Source organism: Ancylobacter koreensis, assembly GCF_023016525.1.
GTDB classification, from domain to species: domain Bacteria; phylum Pseudomonadota; class Alphaproteobacteria; order Rhizobiales; family Xanthobacteraceae; genus Ancylobacter; species Ancylobacter koreensis.
In genome coordinates this window covers 356,226-379,634 of the sequence record NZ_JALKCG010000002.1, presented here as the reverse complement: position 1 = coordinate 379,634, position 23,409 = coordinate 356,226, and the positions used below count along the sequence as shown (strand labels likewise).

Annotated in this window: 21 protein-coding genes; 4 read left to right on the top strand and 17 right to left on the bottom strand. The window is 69.0% G+C overall.

Annotated features, from left to right (window positions below):
- The first annotated feature begins 49 nt into the window (after nt 1-49).
- Nucleotides 50-868 carry a phosphatase PAP2 family protein gene (locus tag MWN33_RS08875; protein ID WP_247200122.1) on the top strand — a complete coding sequence of 273 codons (819 nt, stop codon included), beginning with the start codon at nt 50-52 and terminating at the stop codon, nt 866-868.
- Nucleotides 869-883: 15 nt separating this feature from the next.
- On the opposite strand, the gene betA is transcribed toward MWN33_RS08875, so the two are convergent.
- Nucleotides 884-2,554 carry a choline dehydrogenase gene (gene betA, locus MWN33_RS08870; protein ID WP_247200121.1) on the bottom strand — a complete coding sequence of 557 codons (1,671 nt, stop codon included), beginning with the start codon at nt 2,552-2,554 and terminating at the stop codon, nt 884-886.
- Nucleotides 2,554-4,695, bottom strand: a complete 2,142-nt coding sequence (gene betB / locus MWN33_RS08865) for a betaine-aldehyde dehydrogenase (protein ID WP_247200120.1) — start codon at nt 4,693-4,695, stop codon at nt 2,554-2,556. Before betB ends, betA begins: the two co-directional genes overlap by 1 nt.
- Before the next feature lie 487 nt (nt 4,696-5,182).
- Here betB and MWN33_RS08860 point away from each other — a divergent pair, with 487 nt between their 5' ends.
- The 3 genes from MWN33_RS08860 to choV all read left to right on the top strand — a co-directional run bounded on the left by MWN33_RS08860 (nt 5,183) and on the right by choV (nt 8,421).
- The gene (locus tag MWN33_RS08860; protein ID WP_425531981.1) at nt 5,183-6,154 is read left to right on the top strand and encodes a choline ABC transporter substrate-binding protein; all 972 of its coding nucleotides are present in this window, start codon (nt 5,183-5,185) and stop codon (nt 6,152-6,154) included.
- A 215-nt stretch (nt 6,155-6,369) separates the two neighbouring features.
- The gene (choW, locus tag MWN33_RS08855) at nt 6,370-7,221 is read left to right on the top strand and encodes a choline ABC transporter permease subunit (protein ID WP_247200119.1); all 852 of its coding nucleotides are present in this window, start codon (nt 6,370-6,372) and stop codon (nt 7,219-7,221) included.
- 3 nt (nt 7,222-7,224) lie between these two features.
- Entirely contained in the window at nt 7,225-8,421 is a 1,197-nt protein-coding gene (choV, locus tag MWN33_RS08850) for a choline ABC transporter ATP-binding protein (protein WP_247200118.1), read from the top strand.
- Between the two features lie 163 nt (nt 8,422-8,584).
- Here the strand turns inward: choV and glmM are convergent, their stop codons facing one another.
- The 15 genes from glmM to ruvC form a co-directional block, all read right to left on the bottom strand.
- Entirely contained in the window at nt 8,585-9,928 is a 1,344-nt protein-coding gene (gene glmM / locus MWN33_RS08845; RefSeq protein WP_247200117.1) for a phosphoglucosamine mutase, read from the bottom strand.
- A 238-nt stretch (nt 9,929-10,166) separates the two neighbouring features.
- Entirely contained in the window at nt 10,167-12,086 is a 1,920-nt protein-coding gene (ftsH, locus tag MWN33_RS08840; RefSeq protein WP_247200116.1) for an ATP-dependent zinc metalloprotease FtsH, read from the bottom strand.
- 148 nt (nt 12,087-12,234) lie between these two features.
- Nucleotides 12,235-13,305: a tRNA lysidine(34) synthetase TilS gene (gene tilS / locus MWN33_RS08835; protein ID WP_247200115.1), complete on the bottom strand. Its 1,071-nt coding sequence runs from the start codon at nt 13,303-13,305 to the stop codon at nt 12,235-12,237.
- A complete protein-coding gene (ybgF, locus tag MWN33_RS08830; protein WP_247200114.1) occupies nt 13,292-14,245 on the bottom strand; it encodes a tol-pal system protein YbgF in 954 nt (317 codons plus the stop codon). The genes tilS and ybgF overlap by 14 nt, the downstream gene beginning before the upstream one ends.
- A gap of 182 nt (nt 14,246-14,427) precedes the next feature.
- Complete coding sequence (gene pal / locus MWN33_RS08825) at nt 14,428-14,916, bottom strand: peptidoglycan-associated lipoprotein Pal (RefSeq protein ID WP_247200113.1); 489 nt, start codon at nt 14,914-14,916, stop codon at nt 14,428-14,430.
- 156 nt (nt 14,917-15,072) lie between these two features.
- A complete protein-coding gene (gene tolB / locus MWN33_RS08820; RefSeq protein WP_247200112.1) occupies nt 15,073-16,431 on the bottom strand; it encodes a Tol-Pal system beta propeller repeat protein TolB in 1,359 nt (452 codons plus the stop codon).
- A gap of 47 nt (nt 16,432-16,478) precedes the next feature.
- A complete protein-coding gene (locus MWN33_RS08815; RefSeq protein WP_247200111.1) occupies nt 16,479-17,450 on the bottom strand; it encodes a cell envelope biogenesis protein TolA in 972 nt (323 codons plus the stop codon).
- A 5-nt stretch (nt 17,451-17,455) separates the two neighbouring features.
- Nucleotides 17,456-17,911, bottom strand: a complete 456-nt coding sequence (gene tolR / locus MWN33_RS08810) for a protein TolR (protein WP_247200110.1) — start codon at nt 17,909-17,911, stop codon at nt 17,456-17,458.
- A 4-nt stretch (nt 17,912-17,915) separates the two neighbouring features.
- Nucleotides 17,916-18,629 (bottom strand): protein TolQ, encoded by a 714-nt coding sequence (tolQ, locus tag MWN33_RS08805; RefSeq protein WP_247200341.1) that lies wholly within the window; start codon nt 18,627-18,629, stop codon nt 17,916-17,918.
- Nucleotides 18,630-19,251: 622 nt separating this feature from the next.
- Nucleotides 19,252-19,770: a tol-pal system-associated acyl-CoA thioesterase gene (gene ybgC / locus MWN33_RS08800; RefSeq protein WP_247200109.1), complete on the bottom strand. Its 519-nt coding sequence runs from the start codon at nt 19,768-19,770 to the stop codon at nt 19,252-19,254.
- Between the two features lie 93 nt (nt 19,771-19,863).
- Entirely contained in the window at nt 19,864-20,292 is a 429-nt protein-coding gene (locus tag MWN33_RS08795) for a DUF2852 domain-containing protein (RefSeq protein WP_247200108.1), read from the bottom strand.
- Between the two features lie 132 nt (nt 20,293-20,424).
- Nucleotides 20,425-21,060: a TetR/AcrR family transcriptional regulator gene (locus MWN33_RS08790; RefSeq protein ID WP_247200107.1), complete on the bottom strand. Its 636-nt coding sequence runs from the start codon at nt 21,058-21,060 to the stop codon at nt 20,425-20,427.
- Between the two features lie 60 nt (nt 21,061-21,120).
- On the bottom strand, nt 21,121-22,158 hold the full coding sequence (ruvB, locus tag MWN33_RS08785) for a Holliday junction branch migration DNA helicase RuvB (protein WP_247200106.1): 1,038 nt from the start codon (nt 22,156-22,158) through the stop codon (nt 21,121-21,123).
- Entirely contained in the window at nt 22,155-22,772 is a 618-nt protein-coding gene (ruvA, locus tag MWN33_RS08780; RefSeq protein ID WP_247200105.1) for a Holliday junction branch migration protein RuvA, read from the bottom strand. Before ruvA ends, ruvB begins: the two co-directional genes overlap by 4 nt.
- Nucleotides 22,773-22,797: 25 nt before the next feature.
- Nucleotides 22,798-23,316: a crossover junction endodeoxyribonuclease RuvC gene (gene ruvC / locus MWN33_RS08775; protein ID WP_247200104.1), complete on the bottom strand. Its 519-nt coding sequence runs from the start codon at nt 23,314-23,316 to the stop codon at nt 22,798-22,800.
- Nucleotides 23,317-23,409 lie beyond the last annotated feature (93 nt).

Sequence of the window (23,409 nt, the reverse complement as noted above, 5' to 3'; positions counted from 1 at the left end):
TCATCCCCGGTGCTATTGTGCCCGCGAGACGAGTGAACCAGTTCCCGACATGATCGATTTCGGCGCCTTTCGCGAGCATGTGTGCGACGACTTCAAGCGGCGCCCGGTAACTTATACGATTGCCCTCGCAGTCTTCGTCTCGGCCTTCTTCTACCTGTTTTCCGGCATCGACCGCGCCGTCGCGGGGCTGTTCTATGTCGAGGGCGAGGGATTCCCGGCCTCGCGCATCGCCAAATTGCAGGATTTCCGCGACCTCGCCTCGCAGGTGACGCTCACCTTCCCGGTGCTGCTGCTGCTGACGCTGGTGCTGAAGGTCGCCTTCCCCGCCAAGCCCCCGCTCGTCTCGCCGCGCCTGTCGCTCTATTTCGTCACCCTGTTCCTGCTCGGGCCGGGACTGCTGGTGAACGGCATGCTCAAGGTGCTGTGGGGCCGGCCGCGCCCGATCAATATCGAGGCCTTCGGCGGCGCCTGGCCGTTCCAGGAGGCGTGGGTGATCGGCAGCCAATGGTCGAACCGCTCCTTCACCTCCGGCGAGGCGGCGACCGTCGCCTGCCTGCTGCCGCTGGTGGTGTTCACGCCGCGCGAATGGCGCGGGCCGGTCGGCGTGCTGATCGGGCTGTTCGTCGCCGCCGTGTCGCTCAACCGCATGGCCTTCGGCGCGCATTTCCTCTCCGACGTGACGATCTCCATCGTCCTCGTCCTCGTGCTCGCGGCGCTGCTCTACCGGCTGATGTTCGTCACCCGCACCGACTTGTTCTCGGACGCGGCGCTGGATTACCGGCTCACCCGCCTCGGCGACACGCTGGCCGGCATCGGGCCGGCGCTGCGCCGCCGCCTCGCCGGCCGCTCCTCCACCCCGGCGAACTGAGCGCCGCCTCGCGCCTCAGCGCTGCGCGTGCTGCCAGTCCGGCGCGGTGTAATAGGGCGCGTTGGACGGCGCCAGCAGCGGCCGCCCCAGAATATGGTCGGCCGCCTTCTCCGCCATCATGATGGTCGGCGCATTCAGGTTGGCGTTGGTGATGGAGGGCATTGCCGAGGAATCCACCACCCGCAGCCCCTCCACCCCGATCACCCGCATCTGCGGGTCGAGCACGGCGAGCGGGTCGGAAGGCGAGCCCATCCGGCAGGTGCAGGAGGGATGGTAGGCGCTCTCCACCTTCTCCCGCACGAAGGTGTCGATGGCGTCGTCGTCGGTGACATCGGCGCCGGGCTGGATCTCCCGCCCGCGATAGGGATCGAACGCCTTCTGCGCGAAAATCTCGCGGGTGAGCCGCACGCAGGCGCGGAACTCCACCATGTCGTCCTCGTGCGAGAGGTAGTTGAAGCGGATGCGCGGCGCCTCGAACGGATCGGCCGATTTCAGCCGCACCCAGCCCCGGCTCTTGGAACGCATCGGCCCGACATGGGCCTGGAAGCCGTGCTCGCTCGCCAGCCCCTTCCCGTCATAGGTCACGGCGAGGGGCAGGAAATGGTACTGGATATCGGGCGAGGCGATGCCCGGGCGCGAGCGGATGAAGCCGCAGGCCTCGAAATGGTTGGTCGCGCCGAGGCCTTCCTTCGTCAGCAGCCAGCGCGCGCCGATCATGCCGCGGGCAAAGAGGCCCATCTGCGAATAGAGCGTGATCGGCTGCGTGCAGGCCTGCTGGAAATAGAATTCCAGATGGTCCTGCAAATTCTCGCCGACGCCGGGCCGGTGCGCCACCACCTCGATGCCGTGGGCGTGTAGCTCGTCGGCGGGCCCGATGCCGGAGAGCTTGAGCAGTTGCGGCGAGTTGATCGGCCCGCCGGAGAGGATCACCTCGCGCGCGGCGCGCACGCTGTGCCGTCGCCCGTCGCGCGACCACACGACGCCGACGGCGCGGCGCCCCTCGAAGACCACGCGCTCGACGCGGGCATGCGTTTCGACCTTGAGGTTCGCCCGCTTCATGGCGGGCTTGAGATAGGCATTCGCCGCCGACCAGCGCACGCCGTCCTTCACCGTCATGTCCATCCGGCCGAAGCCTTCCTGGGCATAGCCGTTGACGTCGTCGCTGGCGGGATAGCCGGCCTGCTGCGCCGCCTCGATGAAGGCGCGATAGAGCGGATTCTCCAGCGTGCCGTAGCGCGTGGCGAGCGGGCCGTCCGCACCGCGATATTCGTCGCCCCCCTCGCGCCGGCTTTCCGCCCGGCGGAAATAGGGCAGCACATCGGAATAGGACCAGCCCTGCGCACCCTCCTCTTCCCAGCGGTCGAAATCCGCCGGCGCGCCGCGCATGTAGACGAGGCCGTTGATGGAGGAGGAGCCGCCCAGCACCTTGCCGCGCGGACAGTGCATGCGCCGCCCGCCGAGCCCCGGCTCCGGCTCGCTCTCGTACATCCAGTTGTACTTCTTCATGTTCATCGGGATGGAGAGCGCGCTCGGCATCTGGATGAACACCGAGCGGTCCGAGCCGCCATATTCCAGCACGAGGACGCGGTTCAGCCCGTCCGCGCTCAGCCGGTCGGCCAGCACGCAGCCGGCCGAGCCGGCGCCGACGATCACATAGTCGAAGATCTCGGAAACGCCGTTCAGCATCAGTAGGGCGCCTCGACGCGGCCGAGATTGACGTAGACGCTCTTGAGCTGGGTGTAGTGCTCGATCGCCGCGCGCCCGTTCTCGCGCCCGAGGCCGGACTGCTTGGCGCCGCCGAAGGGCAGCTCGACGGGCGTCAGATTATAGGCGTTGATCCAGCAGGTGCCGGCCTCGAGCTGCGCGATCACCCGGTGGCCGCGCGCGAGGTCCTTGGTGAACACGCCGGCTGCGAGGCCGAAATCGGTGTCGTTGGCGCGCGCGATCACCTCGTCCTCGTCGGCGAAGGACAGCACCGCCATGACCGGGCCGAAGATCTCCTCGCGCACGATGCTCATGGCCTCGTCGCAGCCGTCAAACACGGTCGGGGCGACGAAAGCGCCCTTGTCCAGCGCGCCCGTCGTCACCCGCCCGCCGCCCACGAGGAGCTTCGCGCCCTCGGCGCGGCCCTTCTCGATATAGCCGAGCACCTTCTGCATGTGGTCGGCGGAGATCAGCGCGCCGACCTGCGTCGCCGGGTCGAGCGGATCGCCGACCACCATCCTCTCCACCCGCGCGACGAGCTTTCCGAGGAAGGCGGCGCGCACGCTCTCATGCACGAAGACGCGGGTGCCGTTCGAGCACACCTCGCCGGCCGAGTAGAAATTGCCCAGCATGGCGCCCGACACCGCGTCGTCGAGATCGGCGTCCTCGAACACGATGAGCGGCGATTTCCCGCCCAGCTCCAGCGTGACGTATTTCAGCGTGCCGGCGGCATCGACCATCACCTTCCTGCCGGTGCCGACCTCGCCGGTGAGCGAGACCTTGGCGATGGCCGGATGGCGGGTGAGCAGCCGCCCGGTGTCGGCGAAACCCTGCACCACGCTGAACACGCCGTCCGGCAGCCCGGCCTCGGTGTAGATCTCCGCGAGCTTCAGCGCGCTGAGCGGGGTCAGCTCGGCCGGCTTGAAGATCATCGCATTGCCGCAGGCGAGCGCGGGGGCGGACTTCCAGCAGGCGATCTGGAGGGGGTAGTTCCACGCCCCGATGCCGGCGACGATGCCGAGCGGCTCGCGCCTCGTATAGCCGAAGGCGCTGGGTCCCAGGTCGACATGCTCGCCCGCAAGCGTCGGCGCGACGCCGGCGTAATAGTCGAGGCAGTCGGCGCCCGAGAGCACATCGACGACGCTGGTCTCCTGGATCGGCTTGCCGGTGTCGAGCGTCTCCAGCCGGGCCAGTTCGTCATTGCGCGCACGCAGCAGATCGGCGGCGCGGCGCAGCACGCGCCCGCGCTCGGCGCCCGTCATCGCCGCCCAGAGCTTCTGTCCCTTGCGCGCGGCCTCGACCGCCGCCTCGACCTCCGGCTCGCCGGCAATCTCGATCTCGGCCAGCACCTCGCCGGTGGCGGGGTTGACGCTGGTGAAGGTGGCGCCGCCGGTCGGGCGGTAGCGGCCGCCTATGTGGCTGGCATGGAGCGGGGGACGCGAACTCATGGGCAAGGTTCCGTTGGTGGGAAGCGCCGGCGCGGCGGCGGCGATCTGGGCGTCGACGAAGACGGAGGCGACCTGCCGGGCGCTGACCGAATCGGTCTCGCCGGCGGCGGAGAGCGAGGAGCGCAGCCACAGCCCGTCGATGACGGCGGCGATGGTGATGGCGACGCGATGGACGTCGGCGGGCGCCACCAGTCCGCGCAGGTCGTGGCGCAGATTGGCCAGCATGCGGGCCTGATAGACGCGCTGCACCCGGCGCAGCCGCTCGGAATGCAGCACCTGCCCCCAGAAGGCGAGCCAGACGCTGGAGGTGCGCTGGTCGAACTCCTCCGGCGCCAGATTGGCGTCGATCAGCGCCTGCACGCGCGCCCGGGGACCGCGCGCCGCGCCCAGCCGCTGTGCCGTGGCCCGATAGAGCCGCAGCGAGAGGAAGCGCAGCGTCGCCTCCAGCAGCCCGTCCTTGTCGCCGAAATAATGCGCCACGAGGCCGGGGGACACGCCGGCGCGGCGGGCGATCTGCGCGAGGGTGGAGGCGTTGAAGCCGATCTCGGCCAGCGAATCGATGGTGGCCTCGATGAGCTGGCGGCGGCGCACATCCTCCGGCGCGCGGCGGCGGGTCTCCTCCTCGGGAGCGGGGCGTTCGGACGGGAGTTGCGCCTGCGCGTCGGCCCTGGCCACCACCACCTCCCATGCATCGAGGGCGAATTACCGAAGACGAGTTATTGAATGACCATACAATACATCGTCCATCCAGTAGCGGGAAGCCCCTCCCGCCGGACCTACCGCGCGCAAAGCTCGACGTCGCATGCCTTCTGCGCCGATGGCGCGTTTTGCCAAACTGCCCGGAATCCGACCCGAAAATCGCGCCATCTGGACAAAAATTGCGCGTGACAAAGTGTCCAGCCGAGTATTGAATGACTATTCAAAAGAAGCCTTCCAGGGCCGCATCCGGTATCGGGTGTCGTAAAACGCCGCAGGTGCCGCAAGGGTCGATCACGTCCGCCTGCCGCCGACCCGCCCTCGGGTCCGGCATCGGGAATCCGCGCCTCGTCGCACGCGGATGGGCATGCATCGGCTCCGACTTGCAGATTCCGGCCGCGCCAGACTTGGCGTCAGGCGGCGCCGGTTCCATGATCCTGCCAGGATGCCAACGGGAACAGAAAAGATGCGCAGCTTCACATTCACGGCCGCCAGCCTCATGGCCGCCGCCCTCGGGCTGGCGATCAGCGCCGCCCCGATGCCCCGCGACGTGGCGCAGGCCGCCGAGCCGGCCGCCTGCAAGTCCGTGCGTTTCGCCGATGTCGGCTGGACCGACATCACCGCAACCACCGCCATCGCGTCGAGCATCCTCGAAGCCCTCGGCTACACGCCGAAGACGCAGGTGCTTTCCGTGCCGGTGACCTACAAGTCCATGCAGACCAAGGACATCGACGTCTTCCTCGGCAACTGGATGCCGACCATGGAAGCCGACCTGAAGCCCTATCGGGACGACAAGAGCGTCGAGGTCATCGGGGTGAACCTCGAAGGCGCCAAGTATACGCTGGCGGTGCCGACCTATCTCTACGACGAGGGCCTGAAGTCCTTCGCCGACATCGCCAAGTTCAAGGACAAGCTCGGCGGCAAGATCTACGGCATCGAGCCGGGCAATGACGGCAACCGTCTGATCCTCGACATGATCAAGGACGACAAGTTCGGCCTGAAGGGCTTCGATCTGGTCGAGTCGAGCGAGCAGGGCATGCTGGCGCAGGTCGAACGCGCCTCCAAGCGCAAGGAAGCCATCGTCTTCCTCGGCTGGGAGCCGCACCCGATGAACTCCAAGTACAAGATGAGCTACCTCGAGGGCGGCGACGACGTGTTCGGCCCGAACTATGGCGGCGCCACCATCTACACCAACACCCGCGCCGGCTATGTGAGCGAGTGCCCGAATGTCGGCACCTTCATCAAGAACCTGAAGTTCTCGCTCGACACCGAGAACGTGGTGATGGGCTACATCCTGCTCGACGGCATGGAGCCCGCCAAGGCGGCCGAGAAGTGGCTCGAGGCCAACCCGACCGTGTGGGAGCCCTGGCTCGCCGGCGTCACCACCATCGACGGCCAGCCCGCCGTCCCGGCGGTCAAGAAGGCGCTGAAGCTCTGAGAGCGGGCTGGCGGGGTGTGTTTCCCGCCCCGCCAGCCTCCGTCCCCCAGGTCGTCATCCCGGCCGAAGGCGAAGCCGCGGAGCCGGGATCGCTCGCAAGTGTCCTGCGATCCCGGATCGGCCTCCCGCCGTCCGGGATGACGGAAGGTTCGTGCCGCCCCGCCTGAACGCCGCGCCGTCCCATCCCCTGCCGCCACCCCCGCCGGGAGCGCCCCATGTATGACTGGCTGACCGAGCACAAGATCCCGCTGGGCCTCTGGCTGCGCGATTTCGTCGACCTGCTCACCACGCACGGACAGGGCTTCTTCGATTTCGTCTCGCTCGTGCTCGGGGCGCTCATCGGCGGCTTCACCGCCGCCCTGCTGTGGGTGCCGCCGCTGCTGCTCATCGCCCTGTTCGGGCTCGCCGCGTGGCTGGTCCACCGCTCGGTCGGGCTGGTGGTGTTCATCGTCGGCGCGCTGCTGCTCGTCACCAATCTGGGCTACTGGACGGCGACGATGGAGACGCTCTCCCTCGTCATCTGCGCCACGCTGGTCTGCGTCGTCGTCGGCGTGCCCATCGGCATCGCCGCCGCGCACCGGCCCTGGCTCTACACCGCCATCCGGCCGATCCTCGACCTGATGCAGACCATCCCGACCTTCGTGTACCTGATCCCGACGCTCGTTCTGTTCGGGCTGGGCGCCGTGCCGGGGCTGATCTCGACGGTGATCTTCTCTATTCCCGCGCCGATCCGCCTCACCCATCTGGGCATCTCCTCGGTGCCGCCGGCACTCTACGAGGCGGGCAAGGCCTTCGGCGCCACCAAGACGCAACTGCTCTTCAAGGTGGAGCTGCCCTACGCGCTGCCCACCATCATGGCCGGCATCACCCAGTGCATCATGCTCTCGCTCTCCATGGTGGTGATCGCGGCGCTGGTCGGCGCCGACGGGCTCGGCAAGCCGGTGGTGCGCGCGCTCAACTCGGTCAACATCGCCATGGGCTTCGAGGCCGGGCTCGCCATCGTGGTGCTCGCCATCGTGCTCGATCGCGTGTGCAAGCGGCCCGAGCGCCGCTCTCGGAAGGGGTGAGCCATGGCCGCCGTCGAATTCCGCAACATCGACATCGTGTTCGGCGCTGACCAGAAAGGCGCGCTCAGGCTGATCGACGAGGGGCGCTCGCGCGAGGAAATCCTCTCCGCCACCGGCGCCGTGCTCGGCGCGGCGGGGGTGAGCCTGGCCATCGAGCGCGGCGAGATCTGCGTGCTGATGGGCCTGTCGGGCTCGGGCAAGTCCACCATATTGCGCGCCATCAACCGGCTGAACGAGGTGGCGCGCGGCGAGGTGCTGGTCGAGCACAAGGGCAGCAAGGTCGACGTCGCCCGCTGCGACGAGGGCACGCTGCGCGATCTGCGCATGCACACCGTCTCCATGGTGTTCCAGCAGTTCGGCCTGCTGCCCTGGCGCACGGTGCGCGACAATGTGGGCTTCGGGCTGGAACTGCGCGGCGACCTCTCCGCCGCCGAGCGAAACCGCATCGTGGACGAGAAGCTCGCCATGGTCGGCCTCACCAACTGGTCGGAGAAATACACCAACGAGCTCTCCGGCGGCATGCAGCAGCGCGTGGGCCTCGCCCGCGCCTTCGCCACCGACGCCGACATATTGCTGATGGACGAGCCCTTCTCGGCGCTCGACCCGCTGATCCGCGACAAGCTGCAGGACGAGTTGCTCGACCTGCAGAGGCGCATCCAGAAGACCATCGTCTTCGTCAGCCATGACCTCGACGAGGCGCTCAAGCTCGGCAACAAGATCGCCATCATGGAAGGCGGGCGCATCGTGCAGGCCGGCACCGCCGAGGACATCTTGCTGCGCCCGGCCAACGCCTATGTCGCCGAATTCGTGAAGCACATGAACCCGCTCAACGTGCTGCGCGGCACGGCGGTGATGCGCCCGGCCGCCAGCCTCGCGCGCGAGGGCGATGCCGTGATGCTCGACAAGAGCGGCCGGGTGAAGGTGAAGGTCGATTCCGAGGGGCGCCCGCTCAGCATCGACCTCGACGGGCGCGCCGGACTGCTGGCCAAGGCGGACGGCGAGGCCGGGGTGATCGACGACGCGCTGGCGCACGATGCCGACTGCATCGTCGCCCCGGTCGACCTGCGGCTGAAGGCGGCGATCGAACTCAAGCGCCACACCGATCTGCCGATCCTGCTGGTCGACAATCTCGGCCGCCTCGCCGGCCTGTGCGACGATGACGAAATCTATCGCGGCCTGCTGCGCCGTCTGGACGGCTGAGGGCGGCTCTCACGCTGTCGTCCCGGACGGCCGCAGGCCGATCCGGGATCGCCTGCAGTATGGCGAGCGATCCCGGCGCTCCGCTTCGCCGGAGCCTGCCCTTGGGCTTGTCGGAGGCAAGACCCGAGGGGCCGGGATGACGTCTAAAATAGAGCGGTCCGTCTCACGCCGCCGCAGTGCCGACCGCCTCGACCACGTCGTTCACCACGGCCTCGACGAGATCGCGGTCGTCGCCCTCGCCCATCACGCGGATCACAGGCTCGGTGCCGGAGGGGCGGATCAGCAGGCGGCCATGGCTGTTGAGCTTCAGCTCGGCGGCGGCGATGGCCTTCAGCACGCCGTCATTCTCCAGCGGCCGGCCGCTCTTGTAGCGCACGTTCTTGAGGATCTGCGGCAGCGCGTCGAAGCGGTGGCAGACCTCCGACACCGGGCGCTGGCGCCGGTTCACCACGGCGAGGAGCTGCAGCGCCGCCACCAGCCCGTCGCCGGTGGTGGAATAGTCGGACAGGATGATGTGGCCGGACTGCTCGCCGCCGACATTGAAGCCGCCGGCGCGCATCTGCTCCAGCACGTAGCGGTCGCCGACCGGGGTGCGCTCCAGCGTCAGGCCGAGCGAGGCGAGGTGGCGCTCCAGCCCGAGATTGGACATGACGGTGGCCACGATGCCGTCGCGCGACAGCCGGCCATCTTCCTTGAAGCTCTCGGCGATCACCGCCATGAGCTGGTCGCCGTCGACCAGATGGCCCTTCTCGTCGACCACCAGCACCCGGTCGGCGTCGCCGTCGAGCGCGATGCCGACATCGGCGCGCACCTCGCGCACCTTGGCGGCCAGCGCCTCCGGCGCGGTCGAGCCGACGTCGCGGTTAATGTTGAAGCCGTCCGGCTTGTCGCCGATGGTGATGACCTCGCAGCCGAGTTCCCACAGCGCCTCCGGCGCCACGCGGTAGGCGGCGCCGTTGGCGCAGTCGACCACCACGCGCAGCCCGTCGAAGGACTGGTTGCGCGGCAGGGTCCGCTTGGCGAATTCGATGTAGCGGGCGTGCACGCTCTCGATGCGCTTGGCGCGGCCCATGGCGGCCGGCTGGGCGAGCTTGGCCGACAGGTCGCCGTCGATCAGCGCCTCGATCTGGTGCTCCACCTCGTCGGACAGCTTGTAGCCGTCCGGCCCGAACAGCTTGATGCCGTTGTCGTCGAACGGGTTGTGCGAGGCGGAGATCATCACGCCGAGATCGGCGCGCATGGAGTGGGTGAGCATGGCCACCGCCGGCGTCGGCATCGGCCCGAGCAGCAGCACGTCCATGCCGACCGAGGTGAAGCCGGCGACCAGCGCGTTCTCGATCATGTAGCCGGACAGGCGGGTGTCCTTGCCGATGACGACGCGGTGGCGGTGGTCGCCCCGGTGGAAGGTGAGGCCGGCCGCCATGCCGACCTTGAGCGCGAGTTCCGGGGTGATCGTCGCGTTGGCGCGGCCGCGAATGCCGTCCGTGCCGAAAAACCTGCGTGCCATGCCTTCACCTTGACGAGACGGCCGGCGGGCAAGACCACGCCGGCGGCGGCACGATGCTTTGCCGCGCAACTTCTGTACCATGAGCCTGCCTGCGGGAACTTCACAAAATGTAAGCGCGTCTTACGCCCCAAAACCGGGCTGAACCGCCCCGCTCGGCGAAAGCCCCGCCTCCCCGGCGCGCCAAAAGAAAAGGGCCCGCCGAGGCGGGCCCTTTCCATGTGCGGTTCGCGGCTGGCCGTCAGGCCTGCGGCTGCGGCTCCATGCCGGCATCCGGGCGCGGCGGGCGGTTCTTGCCGGCGGTCGGCACCACGGAGGAGCGGGTGTTGGCCGGCTCGATGGTGGTGTCGCGCACCGGCGCGTTGCCGTCGAGCAGGCCGATGATCTCGTCGCCCGACAGCGTCTCGTACTCCAGCAACCCGCGCGCCAGCGTCTCAAGCTGGTCCTTGCTCTCGGTCAGGATGCGCGTCGCCTCGGCATAGCCTTCGTCGACGAGTCGGCGCACCTCGCTGTCGATGGTCTGCGCCGTCGCCTCGGAGACGTTCTGCTGGCGCTGCATCGACATGCCGAGGAACACCTCGTCATTGTTCTCGCCATAGGCGACCTGGCCGAGCTTGTCGGAGAAGCCCCAGCGCGTGACCATCATGCGGGCGAGGCGGGTGGCCTGCTCGATGTCGGAGGCGGCGCCGGACGTCACCTTGTCGTGGCCGAAGACCAGCTCTTCCGCCACGCGCCCGCCCATCATGATGGCGAGGCGCGACGTCATCTGCTCGTAGCTCATCGAGAGCTTGTCGCGCTCGGGAAGCTGCATGACCATGCCGAGGGCACGCCCGCGCGGGATGATGGTCGCCTTGTGCACCGGGTCGGTCGCCGGCACCTTCAGCGCCACGATGGCATGGCCGCCCTCGTGATAGGCGGTCAGCATCTTCTCGTCCTCGGTCATGACGAGCGAGCGGCGTTCCGCGCCCATCATCACCTTGTCCTTGGCGTCCTCGAAGTCGCTCATCGTGACCATGCGCTTGTTGCGGCGCGCGGCCATCAGGGCGGCTTCGTTGCACAGGTTGGCGAGGTCCGCGCCGGAGAAGCCGGGCGTGCCGCGGGCGATGACCTTGAGGTTCACGTCGGGCGCCACCGGCACCTTGCGGGCGTGGACCTTGAGGATCTGCTCGCGGCCGACGACGTCGGGGTTCGGCACGATGACCTGGCGGTCGAAGCGGCCGGGACGCAGCAGCGCGGGGTCGAGCACGTCGGGGCGGTTGGTCGCGGCGATGAGGATGATGCCCTCATTGGCCTCGAAGCCGTCCATCTCGACGAGGAGCTGGTTCAGCGTCTGCTCGCGCTCGTCATTGCCACCGCCGAGGCCCGCGCCGCGATGGCGGCCGACGGCATCGATCTCGTCGATGAAGATGATGCAGGGCGCGTTCTTTTTCGCCTGCTCGAACATGTCGCGCACGCGGCTCGCGCCGACGCCGACGAACATCTCGACGAAGTCCGAACCCGAAATGGTGAAGAAGGGCACGTTGGCCTCGCCGGCGATGGCGCGTGCCAGCAGCGTCTTGCCGGTGCCGGGCGGGCCGACGAGCAGCACGCCGCGCGGGATGCGGCCGCCGAGGCGCTGGAACTTCTGCGGGTCGCGCAGGAACTCGACGATCTCGGTGAGGTCGCTCTTCGCCTCGTCGATGCCGGCCACGTCCTCGAAGGTCACGCGGCCATGCGCCTCGGTCAGCAGCTTGGCGCGGCTCTTGCCGAAGCCCATCGCCTTGCCGGCGCCGCCCTGCATCTGGCGCGACAGGAAGATCCACACGCCGATCAGCGCGATGAAGGGCAGCCACGAGATCAGCAGGCTGACGAACCACGGCACATTGTCCTGGATCGGCTTGGCCGTGATCGACACGCCCTTGCCGTACAGGCGCTGGATCAGCGAGGGATCGTTGGGCGAATAGGTCTGGAAGGCGCGCCCGTCGGTGAAGGAGCCGGTGATTTCCGGACCCTGGATCACCACGTCGCGCACACGGCCCTGATCGACCTCGTTGAGCAGCTGCGAGAAGCTGATGTCGTTCGTCGCCTGGCGCTGCGCCGGATTCTGGAACAGCGAGAAAAGCGCCAGAAGCAGCAGAACGATGATCACCCAGAGGGCGAAATTCCGAATATTGGCGTTCATCTCGTTCCTTTCGGCGCCGGTCGATACCGACGCGCGGGAACCGCCGGCGCTGGCGGTCCTCCCTTATCGCACCGTAATCTAGGTGCGGTATTGATCCTTGCCAAGATGGCCGCCCCAAGGCGTTCGGGCCCGCGGGCGCAAATTGCCGTTAGCGTGAACGCGCCGAAGGCTGGCGGTCGTGCGCCGCAACCCGCCGGGCCGGCGCCGGCGCTACCGTTACGGCATGCCGGTTTACCCGCATCAGCGCCCCGGCCAGCGTGCGCGCGCCGGTGTCCTCCGGCCGCAGCGCGGCGAGCCAGCCGGCCAGCGCCTCCAGCTTGCCGAGTTCCACCGGCCCCTCCCCGACCGATTCGACGGCCCGGCCGAGAAGCCGCAGGCCGATCTCCGCCGGCAGGGCAGTGAGCCCGGCGCGGGGAAAGCGGAGCCGCCCGGCCATTCCCTGCCCTTCCGCGAGAAGCCGCGCCTGCGCCGCGTCCACCGCCGCCTCCAGCGCCGCCTCGGCGCGCGCCATGCGGGCGGCAAGGCGCGCCAGCGCGCCAGCGTCCAGCCCCTCAGCGGCGAGCGACGGCAACAACGCGCGCAGCCGGGTGCGGGCGAAGCGCGGATCGCGGTTGGAAGGGTCCTCGGCGAAGGAAGCGCCGGCACGCCGGCATTCCTCGATCAGCGCCGCCTTCGGCCAGCCGAGCAGCGGGCGGATGAGGCGGATGCCGCCCGGACCCCCCTCATCCAACCCCCGCTCGTCGGGAATACCGGCGAGCCCGGCGATCCCCGAGCCGCGCAGCAGGCGGAACAGCACGGTCTCGGCCTGGTCGTCGAGCGTGTGGGCGGTGGCGATGGCGCCGGCACCGATCGCGCGGGCATGGGCGGCCAGCGCCTCGTAGCGGGCATGGCGCGCCGCCTCCTGCAGCCGCGCCTTCGGCAGCGGCGCGGGCAGCGTCAGTATGGCGTGCGGCAGGCCCAGCTCCCGCGCCAGCGTACCGACCGCCTCGGCCTCCGCCCGCGCGGTAGGCCGCAGGCCGTGGTCGACGGTGGCGACATAGAGTTCCGTCGCCGCGCCGCCCGCCTGCCGCCAGCGATGGGCCAGCAGCAGCAGCGCGGTCGAATCCGGCCCGCCGGAGACGGCGAGCAGCACGCGCGCATGCCGGGCGAAAGGCGCGAAAGGGTCGGCCCTGTGCGGGCCGGATGTGTCGGGCGCGGTTCCGGGCTCAGCAGCCGGCACGTTTCTGCTCCCGCTCCACCCCTTGCTTGATGGTGGCGGAGGCGCGCGGATACTTGTTGTTGACCGCGTTCAGCGTGGCGCAGGCGGCGTCCTTCTCGCCGATCGCGGCGAGCGACTGGCCGAGCCGCAGCAGCGCGTCCGGCGCCTTCACCGCATTCGGGTAGTCGGTCGAGACCTTGAGGAAGTTCTGCGCCGCCTCCTTGTAGGATTTGCGCTGGAACTGCGTCTCGCCGAGCCAGTAATAGGCGTCCGGCGCCGCGCGGTCGTTGGGATAGCTCCGCAGGAACTGCTCGAAGCTCTGGCCCGACTGGGCGTAGTCCTGCCGCAGCATGTAGCCATAGGCGAGGTCGTACAGGTCCTTCGGGCTGTTGGTCGGCGGCTGCACGCCCCCGCCGGCGACCGAGCCGGAAAGCGTGCCGAGGTCCATCGGCGCGCCGGTCGGGCCGGCCGGCGGAGCGCCCGAGGGGGCGGTCGTGCCGAGCGGGCGCGGCGCGCCGGGGGCGCCGGCCTGCGCATTGGGATCGAAGGCGTCGGAGCGGCGGCCCGGGGCCGCGTCGGCGCCCGGCATGGCCGCACCGGGCAGCCCCGTGCCGGCCGGGCCGGCGGACGACGGCAGGCCGGCGCCGCCGAGCTGGCGCACCTGCTGCTCAAGCTGCTGGTTGCGGTACTGGAGTTGCTCGATCTGCCCGGTGAGCTGACGGATCTGATTCTCCAGCCGGTCGAGGCGGGTGGTGATTGCGCCGCTGTCGTCCGCCTCGGCCTGCTGATTGCCCGAGCGCACCTGGCCCGGAGGCTTGAACAGGTTGCCGAAGAAATTGTTGTCGGACTGCGCCAGAGCCGGCCCCACGGGCGCCAGCGCGGCAGCGGCCAGCAGACCCAGGGCGGCGAGACGGAGGCGGATTCGGGAGGCGGCGGGACGAGACAGGCGTGCGGTGATCATGATGCGACGGGGCTGAGGGGAAAAGCGCGGCGCGTGCGCCGGGTTCATATGAACATACCGGGCCGATCACGTCCAAAGTTTGACCCAGCGTCACGACGCCGGGCCGCAAAGGCAACGCCCGGCCCGCGCGAGGCGGACCGGGCGTCGGTGAATTGCAGCGGCCGGGGCGGACCCGGCGGGCCTCAGGAGCCGGCGGCGTTCAGCACCGTGACGGCGCGGCGGTTCTGCGACCAGCAGGAGATGTCGTTGCAGACCGCGACCGGGCGTTCCTTGCCGTAGGAGATGGTGCGCATGCGGCTGGCGGCGACGCCGCGGCCCACGAGATAGTTGCGCACGCTCTCGGCGCGACGGGCACCCAGCGCGATGTTGTATTCGCGGGTGCCGCGCTCGTCGGCATGGCCCTCGATGGTGAAGGTGTACTTGGCATAGTGGTTCAGCCACTGCGCCTGCTTGTCGAGCGTTGCCTGCGCCTGCGCGGAGAGGTCGGTCTGGTCGCTCTCGAAGAAGACGCGGTCGCCGACCGAGACGATGAATTCCTGCGGGCTGCCCGGAGGGGCGGAGCCGAGGGCGGCACCATCCATCGGGTTCTTGGCGCAGGCGGCCGCGAGCAACGCGAAACCGACGATGAAGGCGGCGCGCGCACCGCCGAGATGGCGCAACATACGGATCATGACCGCTGACTCCTGAAATTCCCGACCGGGCGCTCCGATCTCTTGTGTTCGCGTATTCAATGTTCCGTCATGCTTTACGGAACGTTGCCTGAATGCGTCGATTTCGAGGCCAAGCCTTAAACCGACTTTTATGGTTAATCGTTCCCTAAGCCCGCCTCACGAGCGCAGCGGCGACCAGGCCGGGTCGGAGGCGTAGCTCGGGGTGGGCACGCGCTGCTCGTTATAGCCGGTGACGTCCACCGTATAGAGCTGCGGCCCGCCGCCCCCGCCCGCGTCGCGGAAGAACATGATCACCCGGCCGTTCGGCGCGAAGGTCGGGCCCTCATTGTGGTAGCCCTCGGTAAGGATGCGCTCGCCCGAGCCGTCGGGGCGCATCAGGCCGATGGCGAAGCGCCCCTGCGCCTGCTTGGTGAAGGCGATGACGTCGCCGCGCGGCGACCATACCGGGGTCGAGTAGCGCCCGTCGCCGAAGGAGATGCGGTGCTGGTTCGAGCCGTCCGGGTTCATCACGTAGATCTGCGAGCCGCCGCCGCGGTCGCTCTCGAAGCAGATCTGCGTGGCGTCGGGCGAATAGCACGGCGCGGTGTCGATGGCGGCGGTGTCGGTGAGCCGGGTCGTCGCCTTGGAGCGCAGGTCCATGACGAAGATGTTGGAATCGGCGCCCTGCTGCAGGCTCAGGATCACGCGCTGCCCGTCGGGGGCGAAGCGCGGTGAGAAGCTCATGTTCGGGAAGTTGCCGACCACCTCGCGCTGGCCGTTCTCGATGTTGAGCAGATAGACGCGCGGCTCGCCGCGGCCATAGCTCATATAGGTGATTTCCTGGCTGGTCGGCGAGAAGCGCGGCGTCAGCACGAGGTCGTCGCCGCGCGTCAGATAGGTCACGTTGGCGCCGTCCTGGTCCATGATGGCGAGGCGCTTGACGCGCTTCTCCTTCGGCCCGCTCTCGTCGACGAAGACGATGCGCGTGTCGAAATAGCCCTTCTCGCCGGTCAGGCGCTCATAGATCGCGTCGGCGATGATGTGGGCGACGCGGCGCCAGTTCTCCGGCTGGGTGAAATATTGCTGGCCGATGAGCTGCTGGCCGGCGAACACGTCCCACAGGCGGAACTCGGCGCGCACGCGCCCGTCCGGCTGGCGGGTCATGCGGCCCGTCACCAGCGCCTGCGCGTTGATCACGCGCCAGTCCTGAAAGCGGGGCGAAGCGTCCGGGTTGGTGATCTTCTCGACGAAGGCAGCCTGGTCGATGGGCGCGAACAGGCCCGAGCGGCGCAGGTCCGCCGTGATGATCTGGGTGACGCCCTTGCCCGCCTCGACATCCTGCGGGGTGCCGCCGCCGACGAAATCGGTGATGGCGATGGGCAGCGGCTGCACGGTGCCGCCGGTGACGTCGAGCTTGAGCACGGCGTTCGCCGGCCCGGCGGCAAGGCCCGCCCCGGCGAGCGCGCCGGCGCCGGCCAGAAGGCTGCGGCGCCCGATGAGAAGGCCGGAACGGCCGGAACGGAAATACTCGCTCATAATATCGTTCTCAATCTCGCCGCCCGGGCGGCTTCACGAAACGGACGTCACTCGATCCACGAGGGATCGAAGGTAAGCTGCATCTCCTGCCACACGTCGTACTTCCCCGCCGACAGCATCGGGAAGGGATTGGGCTGCTGCGCGGCGGCGAAGATGGCGCGCACCACGCTTTCCTTGATCTGCGGCGCGTAGGGATTGCCCTGGTCGACGACGCCCACTACCTCCGGCGGCGAGACCAGCGTGCGGTTCGGGCTCAGCCGTACCACCACCATGATCTTCACCCGCGTGATGTCGGCGGCGCCCGTCGGCAGGTGCCAGAAGCGCGCGAGATAGGCGCGCAGCGCGTCGAGCTCGGTCTGCGACAGCGTCGCCGCCATGCCGCTCGACGCGCCGAGCGAGGCGGTGTTGTTGATCGTGTCGCCGATGGAGGACTGACGGCGCGCGTCCTGCTTGTTGAGCAGGGCGGCGATCTGGTTCGGGTTGAACGGCTGATCCTTCGGCGGCTGGTTGGCCACCTTCGGCGGAATGTCCTTCGGCTTCTTCGGCGGAGCCGGCGGCGGGGGCGTCTGCGCCTGCTGCTGCTCGGGCTTCGGCTCCTGCTTGGGCTCCGGCGGCTTGGCGGCGAGTGCCTCGGCGTCCTTCGGCGGCTCCGGCGGCTTGGCCTCGGCCTGCTGGGCCGGGGGCTTGGGCTCGGCGGGCTTTTCCGGGGCCGGCGGCGGAGGAGGCGCGGCGGCCTCCTTGGCGGCCTCGATCTCCGGCTTCTTGTCGTCGACCTTGGCGTCGAGATTCTCGGGCGGCTTGGGCGTCTCGCCCTTCTTCTCGGCGACGGGCTTGGGGTTCTCCTTCGGCGCGTCCTTCTTGCCGGCCATCATCTGCGTCATCTCGGCGTCCGAGATGATGTCGATGGGCATGGCTTCGGTCGGCGTGGTCTCGAACGCGTTCGGCGCCGAGAACGACACGACCATGAAGCCGATGATGCCGGCATGGAGGGCGAACGAGGAGGCGAGGCCCGCGCGCATGACGCTCAGCCCCCCTGCTCGACTTCGGAGACGAGGGCGACGCGCGTGAAGCCGGCGCCCGACAGGCGGCCCATCACCCGCATGACCGAGCCGTAGTCGAGCCCCTTGTCGGCGCGCACGAAGATGCGCTCCTCATAGCCGGCCTTGCCGATCGCCTGCAGCTTGGGCACCAGCTCGTCGAGCGGGATCTCGCTCTGCTGCAGGAAGATCTTGCCCTGCTTGTCGATGTTGATCACCAGCGGCTCGCTGTCCTGCGGAATCGCCTTGGCCTGCGACTGCGGCAGGTCGAGCGGAACGCCGACGGTGAGCATGGGCGCCGCCACCATAAAGATGATGAGCAGCACCAGCATCACGTCGACCATCGGCGTGACGTTGATTTCGGACATGACGGCGCCGCCGCCCCGCCTGCGCGAGCGCCGCGACTGCCAGCCGCCGCCGGCGCCTCCTGCGGACATCCCCATTCGATCAGCCCCGTTCGTCGATCTGGCGCGACAGGATGGCCGAGAACTCGTCGGCGAAGCCTTCGAGCCGCGCCGCCTGGCGGTTCACCTGGGAAATGAACTTGTTATAGAAAATCGTCGCGGGAATGGCGGCGATGAGGCCGATTGCCGTCGCGAAAAGGGCTTCCGCGATGCCGGGCGCCACCACGGCGAGGCTGGTGTTCTTCGAGGCGGCGATCGACTGGAACGAGGTCATAATGCCCCACACCGTGCCGAACAGGCCGATGAAGGGGCCGGCCGAACCGACGGTCGCCAGCACCAGCAGCCGGCTCTCCAGCCGCTCCACCTCGCGCGAGATGGTGACGTTCATCACCTTGTCGAGCCGCTGCGTCAGGCCGACGAAGGAGCGCGCCCCGCCCTCATAGGAGCGCTTCCACTCGCGCATGGCGGCGACGAAGATCGCGGCCATGGCGTGGTTCGGGCGCGAGGACAGCGAGCGATACAGCTCTTCCAGGCTCTGGCCGGACCAGAAGGTCGATTCGAAGCGGTCCATCTGCCGCTTCATCCGCTGGAACAGGATGGTCTTGTCGATGATGATCGCCCACACCCAGACGGAGGCCAGCACGAGGCCGGCCATCACGAACTTCACGATCAGGTGGGCCTGAAGGAACAGGCCGATGAGCGAGAGGTCGGCGCTCGCCATGCCAACGCCGTTCGCCGCCACCTGCGCGCCCGGCACCGCCGGGGCGGCGGTCGCGTCGACCTGCGCGGTCGGCGCGGCGGGCGCGGCCGCCGGGCTGGTCTGCGCGTAGGCGAACGACGCCGATGCCGCGAGCAACAGCACCACCGCGAAGAGAAGCTTTTTCAGCGTCATTAGGCCATTCCTGCCAGGTCAAAAGGGTCGCGTGCCGGCGCGCATCGGCTGCGGGTCAGCAGCGAATGCCCTGCATGGCTGCCGAGGAGACGCATCCGTCTTCAACCCACCGAGTCTGTCCAAACTTGGGCGAGCGTCGTCGAACCGCCTTCGCAGCCACCCGATACAACACCGGATTAAGGTTAATGCCGGGTTAGCGTTGCCGCATCGCAACAGCATGACGCGCGGAGGCAAGCCGGGCGCTGACGAGGTGGACGCGGAAGAGGTGCACGCCGGAGAAGTCCGTGCCGGAGAGTGTCGGCGCGGAAGAGGTGCAGGCCGAAGAGGCTCTGCTGGGTCCCGGATCGGCGCTGCGCTTTGCGCAGCTTGTCCGGGAAACACGTGTCCCGGACCAGCGGAGGCGAAGCCGAAGCGCCGAGCCGGGACCCAGCGAAGACCCTTCGGCAAAACTCCTAGAGCGGCAACTGCCGCCAACACCGCAGCGGGCCTATGCCGGCCCCGCCCCCTGCGCCTCGCCCAGCGCCAGCTTCATCGCGGTGCGCAGCGCGTCGGGAATGCGGCGGGCGCGGCCCTGCGCGACGAAGGCGACCTTCACGCGGCCCTCGACGATGAGTTCGCCGCCGCGCATCACCTTTTGCTGAAGCGTGATCGAGGCACCGGCAACCTCGACCGGGCTGGTGTGGATTTCCAGAACGTCGTCGATGCGCGCCGGGCGCACGAATTGCAGCTCCATGGAGCGCACGACGAAGGCGAAGCCCGGCGCCTCGGCCAGCGCCTCGCCGAACAGTTCGCCCTGCACCACGCCGATCAGGCGCAGATGGTCCGAGCGCGCCCGCTCCATGAACTTCAGGTAGTTGGCGTGATAGACGATGCCGGAGAAATCCGTGTCCTCGTAATAGACCCGAACGGGCAGCACATGCCCGCCCGCCACCAGCCGCCCGGCGAGGTGCAGGAAGGGATCGGCCTTGAGGACATCGGGCGAAAGGGGATCGGGGCGCTCGTTCATGCGCCCCTCATAAACGAGGCCGCGCGCCAATAAAAGAACCGCGCCCCCGGTGTCGGGGGCGCGGCGCTGTCGTCATGAAGGGTGCGGAAGGGCTCAGCCCTGCTGGCCGTTGAAGGGCTCGGAACCCGGCTCCGGCGCGGGCGCCGGGCGGTTGCGGCGGTCGGACATGAACTGGTCGAACTCCGCCTTGTCCTTGGCCTGGCGCAGCCGGTCGAGGAAGGAGCGGAAGTCCTTCTGCTCGTCCTCAAGCCGGCGCAGCGTCTCCTCGCGATATTCGTCGAAAGCACGGTTGCCGCTCGACTGGAAGCCGCGGCCGAAGCGGCTGCCGAAATTGCGGACGGCGTCGGCGCCCTCCTCCTGCCAGCGGCCGAAACCGCGCCTGCCACCACAGAACATCCGTCCACTCCCTATCGTGAAAGCCAGAACCGCAAGGCCCAGCGGCCACCAGGCCATGAAGCCGAGTACCGTCAGCGCGATCCAGGCGGGCTTGCCGTAACCGTCGAGCTTCTGTGCGAGCTCCATGGGTCTCCGCTCCTGAAAACGCCCGTGCGGCGGATACCGCAGGGGTGAATGTTAATCACATTTACATAGGTAGGAACGCTGCGGCACGATGTCAAGGATCGTTACATCGAATCTGCCGGAATGCGGCGGCGCTCACGCCGAGGGCGCGCCGAGGCCCTTGAGATAGACCAGAAATGCGGCCTCAAGCAGGTCGTCCGGCTCCATCGGCAGTTTTCGCCGCGAGGCGTCCTGCCGGCCAAACAGCGAAGCGACGCCGTGCGCGAGCGCCCATGTGTGCAGCGCCACCATAAGCGCCGGCGGGCGTGCCGCCGCCGGCATGCTGGCGACCAGCGCGTCGGCCGCCTCGCGCAGCACCCCGAAGGCGCGCCCGCTCGCCTGCGCCAGCGCCGGATAGGTCTCGCTCGGCAGGCCGGATTCGAACATGGCGACATAGTCGGCCGGGTGCTCGCGGGCGAAGGCGAGATAGGCACGGCCCAGCCGCTCATAGGCTTCCACCGGCGTCGGCCGCCCGCCGTTCCAGCCCGCCTCCAGCGCCAGGGTGAAGCGCTCGAAGCCGTCCGACGCCACCGCCGCCAGCAATTCGTCGCGGTCGCGGAAATGCCGGTAGGGCGCGGCGGGGGAGACGCCGGCCCGGCGCGCCGCCTCGGCGAAGGTGGCCCCCGCGGTGCCCTTCTCGGCGATCAGTTCGAGCGCCGCCTTCATCAGGGCTTCCCGGAGGTTGCCGTGATGGTAGCCGCGCGATTCTCCGCCGTTCCGGGACCAGCTCATGTGAAGGGGACTTACATCACGGGCGCGCCGCCGTCGATGGCCGCCGCCTCACTCCCCGCCTCACTCGCCGCCTTCGTCGAACAGCGGCATCTGGTTGACGCTCGCCGGCGCGGCAAGGCCCAGATGCTTGAAGGCGTGCGCCGTCAGCACCCGCCCGCGCGGCGTGCGCTGCAGGAATCCCTGCTGCACCAGATAGGGCTCGATGATCTCCTCGATGGCGTCGCGCGGCTCGGAGAGCGCGGCGGCGATGGTCTCCACCCCCACCGGCCCGCCGCCGTAATTCATCGCGATCACCGAGAGATAGCGCCGGTCCATCTGGTCGAGGCCGAGGCCGTCCACCTCCAGCGCGCGCAGCGCGTGGTCGGCCGCCGCGCGGTCGATGATCTCCTTGCCCGCCACCAGCGTGAAGTCGCGCACCCGGCGCAGCAGGCGGCCGGCGATGCGCGGCGTGCCGCGCGCGCGCCGGGCGATCTCGCGGGCGCCGTCCTTCGCGATGGGGATTCCCATCACCCGCGCGCCGCGCGTCACCACCAGCTCCAGCTCGTCCACGGTGTAGAAGTTCAGCCGGATCGGGATGCCGAAGCGGTCGCGCAGCGGTGTGGTGAGCAGGCCCGAGCGCGTGGTGGCGCCGACCAGCGTGAATTTCGACAGCGAGATCTTCACCGAGCGCGCCGCCGGCCCCTCGCCGATGATCAGGTCCAGCTCGTAGTCCTCCATGGCGGGATAGAGGATTTCCTCCACCGCCGGGTTGAGCCGGTGGATCTCGTCGATGAACAGCACGTCGCGCTCTTCGAGATTGGTCAGCAGCGCGGCGAGGTCACCCGCCTTGGCGATCACGGGGCCGGAAGTGGCGCGGAAGCCGACGCCCAGTTCGCGCGCCACGATCTGCGCCAGCGTGGTCTTGCCCAGCCCCGGCGGGCCGACGAACAGCACGTGGTCGAGCGCCTCGCCGCGCGTCTTCGCCGCCCGGATGAAGATATCGAGATTGGCCCGCGCCTGCTCCTGCCCGACGAATTCGGCGAGGTTCTGCGGGCGCAGCGAGGCTTCCGCGAGGTCCTCCTCGCGCTTGTCGGGGGCGACGAGGCGCTTGTCGCTCACTTCGCCAGTTCCTTCAGCCCGAGGCGGATCAGCCGGGCGGTGTCGGCGCCCTCGCCCGCCTCACGCAGCGCCGCCGCCACCGCCGCGCTCGCCTGAAGCTGCGCATAGCCGAGATTGACCAGCGCGGAGACCGCATCCGCCACCGGCGCGGGCGCGCGCTTGTCATCCAGCGAGGCAGCGAGCCCCGCCACACCCGGATCGACATCGGCAAAGCCCGGCGCCTTGTCCTTCAATTCGGCGACGATGCGCGCGGCGACCTTCGGGCCGACGCCGTTCGCCCGCGCCACCATGGCCCGGTCGCCCAGCGCCACCGCATTGGCGAGTTCCGAGGGCGAGAGCACGGAGAGCACGGAGAGCGCCACCTTGGCGCCGACGCCCTGCACGTTCTGCAACAGCAGGAACCAGCTCTTCTCGGCCTGCGAGGCGAAGCCGTAGAGGCGGATCATGTCCTCGCGCACGAAGGTCTCGATGAAGAGCGTCGCCGCCTCGCCCGGCGAAGGCAGCGCCTGCAGCGTGCGCCCCGAGCAGTGCACGAGATAGCCGACGCCCTGCACGTCGAGGATCACGTGCTCGTCGCCATAGCTGTCGACCAGGCCCTTGAGCTTTCCGATCATGTGAACCCGCCGGTCACTGTGGTCCTCATCCCGCCGCCGCCATCCGCGCCCTGAGCGCCGCCATGCCGCGATGCTGCGCGTGGGTGACGGCCACCGCAAGCGCGTCGGCGGCGTCGTCGGTGGTGAAGTCGGCCTGCGGCAGCAGCACCTTGATCATCATGCGGATCTGCGCCTTGTCGGCGCGGCCCGCGCCCACCACGGTCTTCTTCACCAGCAGCGCCGCATATTCGGCCACCGGCAGGCCCAGCAGCGCCGGGGTGAGCATCACCACGCCGCGCGCCTGGCCGAGCTTGAGCGTCGAGGCCGGGTTCACGTTGACGAAAGTCTCCTCCACCGCCGCCTCGTCGGGCGCATGGGCGCGCAGCACGGCGGCAAGCTCGGTGTGCAGGCAGGCGAGGCGCTCGGCGAGCCCGCCCTCCTCCGGCGGCATCACCGTGCCGCAGGCGATGAAGCTCAGCCGCGTGCCCACAGCCTCGATCACCCCCCAGCCGGTGCGGCGCAGGCCCGGATCGAGCCCGACTATGCGAATCGGAAGCGTCGCCATAGGCACAGTGCGTAGCCGAACAAATGACGAACGCCTAGTGCCGCCGGCACCCGCCGCCGCGCCCGGCGGCACCCGACGGCGAACAGGGTTAAC

What these genes read in the sequence shown, in the direction of transcription:
- MWN33_RS08875 (WP_247200122.1), top strand. Translation starts at nt 50, where the DNA reads ATGATCGATTTCGGCGCCTTTCGCGAGCATGTGTGCGACGACTTCAAG.
- betA (WP_247200121.1), bottom strand. Translation starts at nt 2,554, where the DNA reads ATGCTGAACGGCGTTTCCGAGATCTTCGACTATGTGATCGTCGGCGCC.
- MWN33_RS08860 (WP_425531981.1), top strand. Translation starts at nt 5,183, where the DNA reads ATGCGCAGCTTCACATTCACGGCCGCCAGCCTCATGGCCGCCGCCCTC.
- choW (WP_247200119.1), top strand. Translation starts at nt 6,370, where the DNA reads ATGTATGACTGGCTGACCGAGCACAAGATCCCGCTGGGCCTCTGGCTG.
- choV (WP_247200118.1), top strand. Translation starts at nt 7,225, where the DNA reads ATGGCCGCCGTCGAATTCCGCAACATCGACATCGTGTTCGGCGCTGAC.
- glmM (WP_247200117.1), bottom strand. Translation starts at nt 9,928, where the DNA reads ATGGCACGCAGGTTTTTCGGCACGGACGGCATTCGCGGCCGCGCCAAC.
- ftsH (WP_247200116.1), bottom strand. Translation starts at nt 12,086, where the DNA reads ATGAACGCCAATATTCGGAATTTCGCCCTCTGGGTGATCATCGTTCTG.
- ybgF (WP_247200114.1), bottom strand. Translation starts at nt 14,245, where the DNA reads ATGATCACCGCACGCCTGTCTCGTCCCGCCGCCTCCCGAATCCGCCTC.
- pal (WP_247200113.1), bottom strand. Translation starts at nt 14,916, where the DNA reads ATGATCCGTATGTTGCGCCATCTCGGCGGTGCGCGCGCCGCCTTCATC.
- tolB (WP_247200112.1), bottom strand. Translation starts at nt 16,431, where the DNA reads ATGAGCGAGTATTTCCGTTCCGGCCGTTCCGGCCTTCTCATCGGGCGC.
- MWN33_RS08815 (WP_247200111.1), bottom strand. Translation starts at nt 17,450, where the DNA reads ATGCGCGCGGGCCTCGCCTCCTCGTTCGCCCTCCATGCCGGCATCATC.
- tolR (WP_247200110.1), bottom strand. Translation starts at nt 17,911, where the DNA reads ATGGGGATGTCCGCAGGAGGCGCCGGCGGCGGCTGGCAGTCGCGGCGC.
- ybgC (WP_247200109.1), bottom strand. Translation starts at nt 19,770, where the DNA reads ATGAACGAGCGCCCCGATCCCCTTTCGCCCGATGTCCTCAAGGCCGAT.
- MWN33_RS08795 (WP_247200108.1), bottom strand. Translation starts at nt 20,292, where the DNA reads ATGGAGCTCGCACAGAAGCTCGACGGTTACGGCAAGCCCGCCTGGATC.
- MWN33_RS08790 (WP_247200107.1), bottom strand. Translation starts at nt 21,060, where the DNA reads ATGAGCTGGTCCCGGAACGGCGGAGAATCGCGCGGCTACCATCACGGC.
- ruvA (WP_247200105.1), bottom strand. Translation starts at nt 22,772, where the DNA reads ATGATCGGAAAGCTCAAGGGCCTGGTCGACAGCTATGGCGACGAGCAC.
- ruvC (WP_247200104.1), bottom strand. Translation starts at nt 23,316, where the DNA reads ATGGCGACGCTTCCGATTCGCATAGTCGGGCTCGATCCGGGCCTGCGC.